The organism is Flavivirga amylovorans (genome assembly GCF_030540875.1).
In the GTDB taxonomy this organism is placed as follows: domain Bacteria; phylum Bacteroidota; class Bacteroidia; order Flavobacteriales; family Flavobacteriaceae; genus Flavivirga; species Flavivirga amylovorans.
In genome coordinates this window covers 51003-65538 of the sequence record NZ_JAUOEM010000001.1, presented here as the reverse complement: position 1 = coordinate 65538, position 14536 = coordinate 51003, and the positions used below count along the sequence as shown (strand labels likewise).

Here is a 14536-nt window from a genome sequence, read left to right as displayed (position 1 = left end):
TCTATTAGATATTTTTTAATTAAAACGTTACGTTAAGTCCAATCGTAAAGATTTTCGCTAAAGGATAGCTGTTTCCATTATCTCTTATAACATCTGATACATTTCCTCTTCTGTCATTAGTGCCATCTTCTGGATCTAAGCCTGGATAGTCAGTAATCGTAAATAAGTTATTACCGCTAAGCATTAATTTAGCATTAGACACGCCTATTGTTTTTAATATTTTTTGAGGGAATTGATACCCTAAAGATATTGAACGTAACCTAATATAAGAGGTATCAAAAACACTTGCACTAGTATTACCATCGTTGTAACTACGTGAACCGAAAGGTGGTAGTGTGCCGTCTAAGTTTGTTGGAGACCATATCTCGTTTAAATGACTTTTAACTTGATTTTCGGTAATTAATACCTCATCTGTTTGATATAACCTAAAAATTTTAGAAATACCTTCTACAAATTGAAAATTGATATTTAAATCAAAATTCTTATATGTAAAACGGTTAGTCCAACCTCCAAAATAATCAGGATTGGAGGTTCCAAGTACATTTTGCTGATCTAAGTCATTTATGTATCCGTTTCCATCTGTATCTTTTAATATGTACCCCCCAGGTTCTGTTAAATTGGTGTGATATACACCTGTGGGAGCACCAGCAGCAAGCGCAGCAGCATTTAGATCATCTATTTGTTGCTGGGTTTCTGCTAAGCCCACTACAATACCACCAACTATAGAGCCTAGTTCTTGACCTTCTTTTAAAGGAACATTTAAAAGATTACCTGTAACACTCAGCGTAGCGTTGTTCAATTTTTCTATATTATTTTTAATAAAACTTATATTAAAAGCTGAGTTCCATGTAAAATTTTTGGATCTCACAACATCCCCTGAAATTGAAATCTCCCAACCTTTATTGGACACTTCTCCAATATTTTGATTATTTCTTGGGCTACCATTTTGAGGGGCAACATCTAGAAATAAAATAATATCATTGGTATTCTTTTCAAAATAACCTACGTCTGCAGTAAGTCTATTATTAAACAAACTTACTTCAACCCCTAAATCTAATTGATCTGTAGTTTCCCATTTTAAAAGTGAATTTGCAAGACCTGTAACAGCAGTACCATTTAAGCCTGTGTAAAAATTCCCTGAACCAAATATTGAAGTAAAAGCAAAGGCGCCTACATTATCTTGACCTGTACGCCCTAAACTGGCTCTTAGTTTTAACTGGTTTATAGCGCTATTGTTTTCTAAAAATGTTTCGTTATGCATATTCCATGCTAATCCTATAGCAGGAAAATAACCAGCTTGGTTCTCTGGTCCAAATTTTGTAGAGGTATCATAGCGTAAGGTACCTGTTACAAGATATTTGTCTTTATAATTATATTTTACTCGACCAAAAACAGAGTTTAATACCGATTCAAAAGCTTCATTTCTATTATCCTCAGCTATAGTAGCATCACCAGAACCTATAAGAATTTCGTCATCAGGGAACTGTCTAAATTGTATACTTTCACTATCAAACCTATTTCGGTTATAAGAAAGTCCTGCTATGGCGTTTATTTTATGGTCTTTGTTAATGGTGCCATTATAGTTTAAGGTGTTTTCGAAAGCTGAATTCCAGCCACTATTACTTCCCTTTACTAAGGTAGCACCGTCTAGTGAGCTATTTATTATTCTAGTTGTAAATGAAGGCGTAAATACCGTCCCTACGTCATCATTAACACCAATACTAATTTGAGATTTAAACTTTAGATTTTTTATAATTTGGTATTCAGCATAAACTGCTCCAAATAGATTCTTAGCAATATTCTTACTTTTATAACTCCCCAAATCGCCTAAAGCATTGAATACAGAGTCTGGACCATCGGGTGTAAAAAAAGGAACACTTCCAAAACCTCCATTTTCGTTAAAAGCAGGAAAATCTGGTCTAGACTTAGTTGCAGAAGGGTCACTACTTGAACCGATACTTACTATTCCACTTATTTTATTTACTAAATAGTTATAATTAAAAGATCCACCTACTTTAAACTTATCATTAACTTGAGCGTCAATATTACCACTTAAATTATAACGATTAATCTTATTATTAATAACCGTACCTTCCTGACCTTGAATGCCTGCGTTTAAAAAGTAATTTACCTTTTCTGAACCACCACTTACTGTAAAACTATGTTGAGACCAAAATGCATTATCATTTGTAACCAAATCATTCCAATCCTCATCAGCATTTCCGAAAAAGTTATCTGGATCGGCCTCATAAGCTAATACTTCCTGAGTAGGAAAAGGTAAAGCAGCTAATCTTGGAACTTGTTCTGAAACAAAAGCTTTATATTCTGCAGCATTCAGATAGTCGAACGTGTTTACAGGATTTTGAATAGAAAAACTATTTGAATATTGAAATTGTGGTTTTTGATTGTATTTCCCTCTTTTGGTTGTTATAATAACAACACCATTAGCAGCACGAGATCCGTAAATAGCTGCTGAAGAAGCATCTTTTAAAACACTAATACTTTCAATAACATCTGGATTAATACCTGCTAAAGGGCTCGCTACATTAGCTCCTAAAAATAAAGGGGTATTCGCTTCATCCCCATTAAGACTTGGTGTTGCTGTAAAAGGTACGCCATCTATAACATATAATGGTTGGTTATCTCCACGAATAGAACTTAAGCCACGAATATTAATAACACCTGCTTGACCAGGACGCGCACCTGTACTAAAAACCTGAACACCAGTTAATTTTCCGGCTAAAGAAGCATCTAATGTTTGAGACTTGTATTCTAAAATTTCTTCATTTTTAATTGAAGCAACAGCTCCTGTAAGGTCTTTTCTAAGTGTAGAACCATAACCTACAATCACTACTTCGTCTAAGGTACTAGCTTTTTCTTTTAAGGAAATGCTGTAAACTGTTTGATTTGCCGTAATTTGTGTTTTATAAAATTCATAGCCTAAACCTGAAGCAATTAAATAATAACCTACTTCGGCTTTTAAAGTGAATGTACCATCAAAATCAGTTGATGTACCCCTAATCATGAAATCACTCGATATATTATCTGATGCTGGCTCTCTGCTAGAGACATAAACAGTAATTCCCGCTAGTGGTACTCCATTTATATCTGTTACTGTGCCAGAAACTTCTAGCTCTTGAACACTTTTACTTTCACGAATGGTAATTGTATTGTTAGCAGAAATGTTAAAATTAAAATGACCTTTAGCAAGACTTTTTTCTAATAATCTATTAGCTTTAACGGTGCCTTTTTTTACATCTACTTTTGGATAGTCTTTAAACATATCCACTTGATAGATAAATGTGTAGTCTGTTTGGCTCATAATAAGGTCAAACACTTCATCTACAGTTAGCTCTTTATTTTTATCAATTTTTATTTTAGCATCCTGCGACAGTACATTGTTGGGCGTGATACTAAAAGCACTCAAGCACATTAAGAATATAAACGATCTCATAATGTTAATTAACACCTCTTTTCCGTGAGAGAATAGAAGTCGGGTTAGTTTAATTTTCATAAATTTGCATGTTATTAGTTAGTTAAACATTTTGATTAATTAGTAATTTAAAAACAGGGGGACTAAGCCTTATACTTTGGACGGTCTAAGCTTTGTTCCCTTTTCTTAGTTATTTAAGTATTATGGTATTGTTTTCTATATCATAGGCATTAATATTTTTGGTTAGTTTTATTTGATTTAATATTTCCTCTATGCTTTGATGTTTGCTTAAAGCGCCTTTAAACTCTAAATTTTCAAGTGATTTGTCCTGAAAAACGATATCAACATCGTACCAACGTGATATTACCTTCATGATATCTTTAAGGGGCTTCTTTTTGAAACTAAACATCCCTCTTTTCCACGATGTTACAAAATTTACATCTGCTATAGATACGACTAACGTATTATTAGTTTTATTTAAAACAGTTTGGTAATTCGGTTCAAGTTTTTGTACCATACTATGGTTGTCTACAGTAATACTACCTTCAATTAAAGTTGTTTCAACCAAATTTTCATCTTTATAGGCCTTAATGTTAAACTCTGTACCTAAAACCTCAACTTCTTGAGTGTTCATGATCACTTTAAATGAACTGCCATTATGGTTTTCACTTGAAGATACGTTAAAATAGGCCTCACCATATAATAATTCTACTTTTCTGGTAGCTCCCTTTATAAAATGTACAGGGTATTTTAATCGGGACTCGGAATTTAACCATACCTGTGTCCCATCTGATAGTTTAACCATATATTCACCACCTCTAGGAACGGTTAAGTAGTTGTAAGTTGTTTCGATTTTTGCTTCTTTCACACCATTATAAACAATAGATTCTCCATTACTACTACTGTTATTGTTTGTGAAGTTTAGACCTTTTTCTAAAGCAATATTACTACCGTCATTTAAAGTTAAAACGGCTTTATTTGTACCAACTTGTATGTTATTTTGCTCTGCTGCCAAAGTTGGTGTTTTAGTAAAAGAACTATCTTTTCTATTGAATGTAAAAGATAAAGCTACAAGCAATACAATTATCGATGCAACTGCATATTTAAATAGTATTGTTTTGTACAACGGAACTACTTTGGAATCTTCCTCTTGAAGTGCTTCTAAGATGTTTATCAATACTCTTTGTTTTATCTTATTTTTAGACCCCAAAGCTTCAACCCATTCATGGCTTTTTTGAAAACTTTCATAATAATTAATGAGTAGCTTTATTTCATCTAAAGCAATTTTTCCATCTAAATACTTTTCAATTAATATCTGAAAATCCTTATTATTTATTTCTTTTTGTTTCATCAATATTTAGTTTAGATAATTGGAGCTATATATGTTAAGTGTACTATTTTAAGAGTATCCCCTAAAAAAAAATTAAAAAAAATATTTTTTAGTTGAAAAAAAGCAAGATTTTAAGTGAAATGTTATTGTTTTAATAAAACCACAATTATAAAAAAAGTATACTGAATGTATAGCCCAATGACTTTTTCAAAACTCTAAGGGCATTGCCAATGTGGTTTTCTACCGTTTTTGTAGAAATACTTAGTTTTTCGGCTATTTCCTTATGGGACATTTGCCTATTCCTGCTTAATTTGTAAACAATCCTACATTTTTTTGGTAATGTGCTAATTGTTTTTTCGATTTGATATACTAATTCCTTATCCATCATTTTTGTTTCAGGATTTGTGTACTGAAACCGTTTTTTTAAATCGTCAAACAGCTCAACCTTGATTGCTTTTTGTTTTCTAATTTGAGCAAAAACCTTGTATCTCGTACAAGCATATAAATACGCTTTTAAAGAAATTTTAATTTGAAGCTTAGCACGGTTGTGCCATAGATCGATAAAAACATCTTGAATAATTTCTTCGCAAACTTCCCTTTCTTTTAAAATATTATAAGATGATAAGAACAGTATTTCCCAATAGGAGTCGTAAAGCTCTGTGAGCGCTTTTTTATCTTCCTTTTTAAGACGTTTTAATATTTTTTTATCAGCATTGGTCATCTAGTGAGAGAGAGAAAGGATATTAAAGTAAAATGAATTGACAATATAATTAAATTATTAACAATTTCACCGTGTAAAAAAAGTAAAAGATTAAATTGCTTTTATTATTTCACATATAAAAAAATAGAGTGACTTCTATTTTAAATACTACAATTTTTCAATCTTAAAAACGCTATTTCACAAAGTGGCCAACTCTTTTTCCATAAAAAAAGTATCAAAAAAACGACACTTATAGTTTGTTAAATTAACCTGAGTTCCTATGTTAAAGTACCTAAAACTGCATAAGACGAAATACGTTCTGGTCTAGAGTGTGATTGTTCATTTTCGGGTTTTGAACTCGATTTCTCATCGGAATGGTCAGAGCTTCGAATCCTTTCACCCCATGACAAAACCCATAACTTTCTAATAATTTAAATTGTTATGGGTTTTCTATTAACTAACTCGAGTTACCAAAAAAACGGAGTATAGTAAGTTTTAGCATTTTAGAGTTGCAAACAGAACACATACTCAAAATGCTCCAAGACAAAGCTATGGCAATCTATTGTAGACTATAGTTTAAAATAAATGGAAATCACTACAGGTTTAATTCACTTAATAGATTCGTTAACCTTTTTTTATCAGACGGTCTTGGCGCATTGGCTTTGACAATATTTCCATCTGGGTCTATCAAAATAAACCTAGGAATGGAATTAATCTTGTAGTCCTTCATAAAATCAGACTTAAAACCATTGTCTGCAAACAATTGTATACCTCCAAAATTCTCTTCGGTTACCATGGTTCTCCATTTTTCATAATCAGATTTTCGGTCTACCGAAATACTTACAAACGCTATATTCCTATCGTGATAATCCTTTTCTACTTCTTTTAAATATGGTAGTTCTTTAATACAAGGTGTACACCACGTAGCCCAAACATCAATATAGACATACTTTCCCTTAAAATCGTCTAATGATTTTGTGCCTCCAGCATGATTCTCGTAAGCACTAAATTTTGGAGAAGAGTTACCTGGCAATAAATAAGACAGACTCTTGTAAAGCTTCTCAATAGTTTTTTTATCTTCAACATTTGTAGAAAATTTCAAAAACTCATTGTAATATTTCTCTTCATCATTAGCCCTTGATAAGTTGGAGGTTACTTGTTCTATAAGCATTAGGTTTCTTATGGTTTCATCTTCTATTTCTGAAGCTATTACATTAAGAGTAGCAAATTTAATATCTAATCCTGTTTCATCTCTTAAATCGTAAGCTTTTTTTGATATTTTAAGCTCAACCAATTCCCTGTAAATCTTAGAATAAAAGAAATCTTTAGGGCTATTAAAAGAAACTTCATTATAAGCCATTTCGAATTCTTCGGGGGCTATATAATCTAAACTGTCTATGTAATATGCATGTAAATCAGAATAATTACTTTTTACCTCCAAGTAATTATAGTAAATATCTTTTTTTTCTAATTGCCTTAAGCTATCTGGAATTTTTTTCACTTGAGCCAATACTGATTCTGCATGGCTTTTAGCTTCATCTAACTTCTTTAAAAATATATCTGGTTCTAAAATATATTTCTCTTTATTGGTATATTTATACGCCTCAAATATAGGTGCTACTTCAACTAAATAGTTGTTCATATCTGCATGATCTCCTTCATAATTCAGTGTATTCAAATAGTTTTCACTATCAGCAGTTAGTTTAATCTTAGTATTGGGCGTCATGTAAAGTTTAGATTTAGTTCTAGCATACCTTGTGTAATATATGCCACCATCTAAATGCAATGTGTCATTAAAAGTACCGTCTTCAGCAATTATTATTTTTTTTGAAAACCCAGATAAAGAACTAATTTTTAAGTAAGGTTTTTTATCCGCTTTTAACTTAGCATTACTTATGTTCCCTGAAAGTATTGCATAGTCTATTGTTCGTTTTGTGTCATTCTTACAAGATAATATAACACAACTAAGAATAAGTACTGTGATTATTTTGTTCATTGTTCTATGGTTATAAATTTATTAAAATGATTATTTTATGATTGCTGTTATACTACCAATTACATAAAGAGATGCTTAACACCTATTTTTGATGAATACATTTGAAAATTACTGTGACCTGCATTAGGCACTATTTCCAACTTATGGGTTTTTGTAATAGAATCCCCATAAAACACTTTTAAATAGTTATAGTAAGCCAGTCCTCTTTCTAATCTATTGGATCCCTGTAGCATCGCCTCACAGGATTTATCTAAAGAGGAAGAACCTGGGTCGTTATCCTTAGCACCCAATAGGTATAAAACATCTCGTTTTGCATACATGCTAACCATAGAATCCACACCAACATTTCTTTGATATTCGTAAACATCATTCAAACCATACTTCCAGTCATTATATTTGGAACAATCAATAGTTGGCACCTCAAAAACATCTGTACTACCTCTTTTGGGGCGCAAATCATTCAAATAAAAATAAGAACTCGGATTGGCCACAATAAACTTAATGTCTATTTGATGCATGCGTTCTAATCGCTCTATAATAGGCGTACTTCCTGCGTATCTAGTAATAAATTGACCGCCAGCTGAATGTCCTGTACATACAATGGATTTTAACTTAGGAAGATGCAATGACAATCTAGTAAGCAATGTATCAAAAACAGCGTAGGATGATATATTCTCTGGTCTTGGGTGTGCGAGTTCGCTTTTGGATTTTGATCCCGATTTCCAACCGCCACTAGACCAGTATATATGAGTATCATCCAACTGTTTTGAAACGATATCTGCTTCAGTTAAAAAATTAGGCGCAACAATTACAGTATTATCAAGTTTTTTACCACCAACTTCAGCAGATTTCACCATGTTATTATAATAAACATCTGCGTTTCTTTTATTACCATGAACCACAACTACCACATGTTCTATGGCATTATTTGATGTTTTTGGTGATTCAAAATCATAATTAGAAAAGTAAGGCACCTTCAATGTACTACCATTACTTACCATCATCAGGGAATTACTTTTTGATTGTGACAAAACTCGAATACCATCATTAATTTGAGTATTATTCCATGATTTACATGCCAAAAAAAATCCCCCTAAGAAGAAGATCAAAAATATATGTTTTACGTTCATGTGATTATCTATAAATTTCAATTTTGAAGAGTCCGCAAGGCATACTCTAAATTGTAAGTTTTTTTAAGTAATTACCAAGGCAATCCCGCTTTTCAGCGGGATTTAAATTGATATTTTTCGTGTTTTGTATAGATGTAGCATACATCATAATTTTAAACACTTATTCTCTAAATGCATATTTACGCCCTGCTTCAGATTGGAACATTCCTGCACTATTATGTCCTACTCCAGGCACCACATGCAATTTTTGATTGTTCTTAATGGACTCTCCATAGAAATCTATCAAATAATCAAAATAATTATGTGCTCTTTCAAACCTATCCCTACCTTGAAACTGTGCTTCGCATGATACGTCAAATAAATTACCATTGGGGTTGTTGTCATTTTGACCAACTAAATAAATAACGTGCCTTTTCTCTAGTCTTTCCCTTATGATACCTACTCCTCCTACCTCTCTTAGATAAAAAGGCAAATCTTCCAAGCCATATCTATATTCATTATATTCTGGGCAATTAGCAATTGAAGAAGCTTGGGGTACTGTATAAGTATTTTGAGTGCCAAGAACCTTACGTTTACCATCTAAATACACGTAAGACGAAGGGTTATTTACCATAAAACATATATCAACTCCCTTTGTGTCCAATAAATCCGGTATTGGTGAACTGGCAGAATATCTATTAACAAATTGCCCTCCTGCTGAATGCCCTGTGAACACTATTTTCTTTAGGTTAGGATACTCCGACAGTTTTACCATTAAAGAATCCATAATTGTATAAGAAGAGACTTGTTCCGGTCTTGGGTTTGCTGGTTCATCTCGTGATGTATTTCCCAAACGCCATCCACTACTCCAATATAAATGTTCTTCATCTAGAACATAACTTATAATATCTTCTTCTTCTAAAAATTGGGGAGATACTATAAGCAATGAATCTAAATTATTAGATTCCATCTTGGCTGCTTCCAACATGCTCTGATAATAACTCCTGGCATTTCTATTAGCTCCTTGTAGTACAATTACGACTCTTGTAATAGCACTATTGTTAGTGTTTCGAATGTCTTGTCTATTAGAAAAGTAAGGTATTTTAAATGAAGATCCCCCCGTAGTAGTGAAAGCAAATTTTTTATCTCCAATAAAATCATTAGGATCATTAGGATCTATAACCACTACTGGTTCTGGCACAATTGTTACTGTAATAGAATTACCTGCATTAGATGTATTACCTATACGAATACCTTCTGTTTCTTGTAATTCAAATATTATAGATCTATTTTGAGTAGCACTCTCATTATTTATGACGCGTTGTAATAGTACAACTTTAGTAATTGCTTCTCCTTTTCGGATCATAAAGGCATCTGATTTAGGCAGAATAAAATCTTCTCCTTCTACGGCACGATTATTATTTGGAAAAGTAATTGTAAATGGTATGTTTACATTTTCATTAGTCTTAACACCTTCATACCTTAGTTCTACGATTACAGATTGTACATTTGAATTACTAACTTCTATGTCTTGTACCGTAAAATAAACACGTCCCTCTGGAGGAGTTGATATGTTTGCATCATCATTTTCATTACAGCTAAATGTTAGCAATAGTAAAAATGCAATTATTCTGTATATGGGTTTTATTTGTTGTTTCATGATTTTTCAAGATTACTCTTATTCTTATTTAGAGATATTGAAGGCCTAACTTTAACCAACAGATCGTTAGGCCTTCGTTATTAATCAACCGTATTCTAATTACTAATGGTTATTATTAAACGAGCCCCTTCTTGTGGATTTGCATCATCATATGTTTCAGCTTCACGTCCAACATTATTAGCTGTTGCCCCAGCTGAAACTCCAGTGGCTTCGAATATAAAATTCATACTATTTCCAGAGGCCCAATCACCAAGATCTCTAATCTCTCTGATAATATTGGAAATATCAACTGTTTGCTGATTAGGACCAGCCTCCGTTCCGTTCCACGGCGGAATGCTCCAAATAGCACTAGACGTTGTCAAGGTTCTGTCAGACAAATTATTAATAACATCGGTGTAAGGTAATGCGTCACCTATAGCTTCTCCATATATTGTCATTTCAGTAGGGTTGCTTCCTGGTGTTTGGTCTGCTACAAATTGAATACTGGCATTTAAAATGGTTGCGTTCGATGGCAACATTACGCCATTAAATCGTAGTCCTATCTTCTGTAATCCAACATCTGGTGTTCCAAATGTATCGAACTCTCCCAATTCAAGATCCGCACTATCTAATGTCATCCTGCCGTCTACAGCTTCTTCAACATCGTCTTCAACACTATTAATTGTATAAACCAATGTTGTTGAATCTATAGTAAATGGTGTAGAACTTACCGCTAATAGACTCTCTATTTCAACAGAAATAGGTCCTGTAGTAGCGTCACTGGGAACAATTACAACCAACTGGGTTGTTGTAGCTGATACTACCAAAGCGAATGAAGTCCCATTAAACGAAACGTTATTGTCGTTGGCGTCTGTGCTAAAATTAGTTCCATTTATGATAACTTCTGTTCCTGGAATACTTGTAGCAGGTGTAAAAGAAGTTATTGTTGGCGCTATGGTAAAAAACGCAGTATCAATTTGCCCTAATACGTCTACAGTCAAACTTCCTGTAGTAGCACCATCTGGTACAATTACCGTGAGCTCAGTTTTAGAGGCTGCAATCACCTCTGCAATAATACCATTAAACATTACTATGTTCTCAGAAGGTGTTTCTCTAAAATTTTCACCAGTAATAGTTATAGTTTCTCCTATGGCAGCTCCTGTCACACTTAAATCAGTAATCTTTGGTGCTGGTACCACACTAAAAACCGGCCCTTCAACTAAAACTTTGGCAATAGAGACAGATACTACCCCTGTTGTTGCATCATCAGGAACTATAACTACTAAGGTCGTATCAGTTGCTTCTTGAACGTCTCCTAAGATTCCGTTAAAACGTACTTGATTGTTCTTTTCTAATAGACTAAAATTGGCTCCATGTAATGTCACTTCTGTTCCTACATCAACAAAATCAGGAACAATGCTAATTATTGAGTGCGGGTTTTCTAATTGAGAAGGTGGTATAACCTTATAGTCCTCATCTTCGCAAGAATAGAATATTGTAGCAGATAATATAGCTACCAGGGTTATTATTAAAAATTTATATTTTTTACACATAATCTTTATTTATTAAATATTATTCTGGTATGTAAACCAGCATCTGATCAAAATAGATTCTTTCATCATTATCATTAGTATCATGTTCTACAACTAAGGTATAGGCTTCAATATCATCTAAAAGTCCTGAATCAATTAAATTCCAGGCATCACGCATTGAATTTAACACGAGTCCATCTTCATTAAGTAATTCTAATGTTTCCTCGGTTCCATTTTTTTCAATGATAGCATACACATTCAAGCTGTCCGAACTCTCCATATTATTTCCAACATTGGGTATATAGAATTGTATCTGCACACCAGAGGATGTTATATTTGAAGGTACTACTACTCTATCAAACGTTATTCTTATAATACCATCTGAGTCTCGTAAGCGATACCCTTGATTACCATCTACAAAAGCTCCAACATCTCCAGAACTTGAAGTTACTCCCATAAGTTCACTAGCAAATCCACCTCTTCCTGTATCAATAAACTCTGCTGTGAAACCTAATTCATCATCAGTGCCTGTTCCCTGAGCTACATACATAACATTAGAATCTCCTGGGTTATTCAATAACGGTCCTTCAGCGTCATTAGCAACACCATCTGGTCTACTATATCTACCTGAACCTGCAGATGGTTCTTCAAAAGAAGTCCCTCTCAGTTTTTTAGGTGGTGGTATAAAGAAGTTAAATCCAAAGCTTATAGCTTGATTAAATGCAGCATTGGAAAGTAAAAGACGGGTTCCGGAGTCTCCTCCATTTTGAATAGCAGTATCAACATCAAAATCTGATAATGCACCATTAAAAACACCTGTAGTTGTTGTTATTATTGCTGTAAACTCCAAGCTTTCACTCGTGTCCAATTGGTCTTCACTTAAACCCAAAGCATCTAATAATTCTGGACCTGTGAATTCTAGAGTATTAGGAAAAGATGTAATGGTTATAAATTTATCTACCGAAATATTACCATAGGTTAATGTTAAATCGTAAGAAATAATGTTTTTATTTGGGTCTTCTACATCCTCCGAAAATACATACTCATCTATTTTCAATAGATTAATCCTCGTATCCGGTAAACCATTAGTAAATGTTACCAACCCTCCTCTAATGGCATTTTCGTCGAATACGTCTGTTTGTTCATTAGAACATGCTAAAACTATTAGCAAGGTCATTATTATATATATTTTTCTCATAATCTTGTATTTATTCTATAAAACCTGCTGGGTTCTTATCCCAAAAAACTTGCGTTGTAATGGGTCTTTGGTTAATAGATTCATTTGTAAACACCACTTCATCCGGATAAAAGAAAACTCTTGGAAAAGGGCTATTTATATTAAATACTGAAGGTCTCAAACTACTTGGATAGCCCGTTCTCCTATAGCCATTATAGGATTCAGTAGAGTTTCCAAACGATGCTAAATAATACTCTTCTAATATGATATCCAGTTTTCGTTCATTATCTGCTGCATTGTAATTAACAATAACTTCATTGACGTAATCATCTATATCTGATGTTGTAGCTGCAAATGGGTTACTTTCTGGAACTGCTCCCTTGAAGTTTAATACTTTAGACATTGATTCTCTAATCCCCAATTCTAAAAATGTTAAGGCATCATCTGTAGTTCCTAACGATAAGGCTGCTTCTGCCCTTAAAAAATTAACATACGAAGACAGCAAAATTGGCATAATGCCTGCCCCTCCTAAATGGTTAGATTCAAAAGCAGGAAAAACGGGATTATTATCGTCAAATGTACCTCCTACTGGGTACAACCCATAAGTTGCCCTAAATTGTGCATCTGATCCCCTAGACCTATTATCACCATGATCTCTACCATAATAAGAATCTCCTAGGTAACAGAAATTAAAATTAGATATCCCTACACATCCTAAACTAGTATCTGAAGGATCTTGATCAGATTGACGATATACATAATAACGTATTCTAGGGTCTTGTGAAAGTTTCCCATTAAGTAATATGTTTAAAAATGAATTTCCCAAAAACAGTCCAAAGCCTGTTACATCATACCCTGTGTTAAAATCTGGATGACGACTATCTGGCTCCGTAGATGTAGTATTGTAATTAAATTGAAAATCATCTGCTGTCGTTATAAACTTATCTAGGCTTATTAAACTATTTATGGCATCCCTATCACCTGTATTCACATACATTTTCAGTTTCAAGGAATTGCCTAAACGTTCCCATTTTTCAATATCACCTCCATAATATATATCAGATGATGGTGGCCTATTTTGACCAGCTATAACATCAGCAATACCTTCGTCTATTCTTTTTATCATTTCTTCATAGATAAACGCGTCATCATCTTGCTTAGGATTAAAAATACCTTCATTAGCACTGTTTGCTTCAGTAAATGGTATATCTCCTAAATAATCTACCATGGTTACCATCATATAGGCTGTTAAAATTTTGGCCATCCCTCTGTGGAATAGAAAATCTTCATTTTCTTCAGCGGCAGCCTCTATAATCTTATAATCTTCAAAAATGGCATACATTTCTTGATATTCCCCTTCCAGAGAACTGGGTGATGCAACATCTGCATAGCTCTCATTTAAATTGGTATAACGCATGACTTCATCTGTGGTTCTATTCAAACTCTGCATAAATTGTCCTGCTTCAATTTGGATATTGTTCAATATAAAGTTTGGATTAGCGCCTTCTGGGCTCAAAAGATTAGGACTGGTTTGAAACTCATCACCAAAATCTGTAATCTCACAAGAATTAATTACTATGGCTAATAATAAAGTAATACTGATTTTTATTTTTTTCATGG

The 14536-nt window shown here is 33.3% G+C and carries 9 protein-coding genes; all 9 read right to left on the bottom strand.

What is annotated here, in order from left to right; genetic code table 11:
- Positions 1–19: 19 nt before the first annotated feature.
- The 9 genes from Q4Q39_RS00210 to Q4Q39_RS00170 all read right to left on the bottom strand — a co-directional run bounded on the left by Q4Q39_RS00210 (position 20) and on the right by Q4Q39_RS00170 (position 14534).
- Positions 20–3514 carry a SusC/RagA family TonB-linked outer membrane protein gene (locus tag Q4Q39_RS00210; protein WP_303280358.1) on the bottom strand — a complete coding sequence of 1165 codons (3495 nt, stop codon included), beginning with the start codon at positions 3512–3514 and terminating at the stop codon, positions 20–22.
- 109 nt (positions 3515–3623) lie between these two features.
- Positions 3624–4784, bottom strand: coding sequence for a FecR family protein (locus Q4Q39_RS00205; RefSeq protein ID WP_303280357.1), 1161 nt, complete (start codon positions 4782–4784; stop codon positions 3624–3626).
- 145 nt (positions 4785–4929) lie between these two features.
- Positions 4930–5484: an RNA polymerase sigma-70 factor gene (locus Q4Q39_RS00200; protein ID WP_303280356.1), complete on the bottom strand. Its 555-nt coding sequence runs from the start codon at positions 5482–5484 to the stop codon at positions 4930–4932.
- 574 nt (positions 5485–6058) lie between these two features.
- Positions 6059–7459, bottom strand: a complete 1401-nt coding sequence (locus Q4Q39_RS00195) for a TlpA family protein disulfide reductase (RefSeq protein ID WP_303280355.1) — start codon at positions 7457–7459, stop codon at positions 6059–6061.
- A gap of 59 nt (positions 7460–7518) precedes the next feature.
- Positions 7519–8541, bottom strand: a complete 1023-nt coding sequence (locus Q4Q39_RS00190; RefSeq protein WP_303280354.1) for a hypothetical protein — start codon at positions 8539–8541, stop codon at positions 7519–7521.
- Positions 8542–8749: 208 nt separating this feature from the next.
- Positions 8750–10228, bottom strand: coding sequence for a hypothetical protein (locus Q4Q39_RS00185; RefSeq protein ID WP_303280353.1), 1479 nt, complete (start codon positions 10226–10228; stop codon positions 8750–8752).
- Between the two features lie 95 nt (positions 10229–10323).
- Positions 10324–11760, bottom strand: a complete 1437-nt coding sequence (locus Q4Q39_RS00180) for an IPT/TIG domain-containing protein (protein WP_303280352.1) — start codon at positions 11758–11760, stop codon at positions 10324–10326.
- Between the two features lie 19 nt (positions 11761–11779).
- Positions 11780–12937 (bottom strand): hypothetical protein, encoded by a 1158-nt coding sequence (locus tag Q4Q39_RS00175; RefSeq protein WP_303280351.1) that lies wholly within the window; start codon positions 12935–12937, stop codon positions 11780–11782.
- Between the two features lie 10 nt (positions 12938–12947).
- Positions 12948–14534, bottom strand: coding sequence for a SusD/RagB family nutrient-binding outer membrane lipoprotein (locus Q4Q39_RS00170; RefSeq protein ID WP_303280350.1), 1587 nt, complete (start codon positions 14532–14534; stop codon positions 12948–12950).
- Positions 14535–14536: the final 2 nt, after the last annotated feature.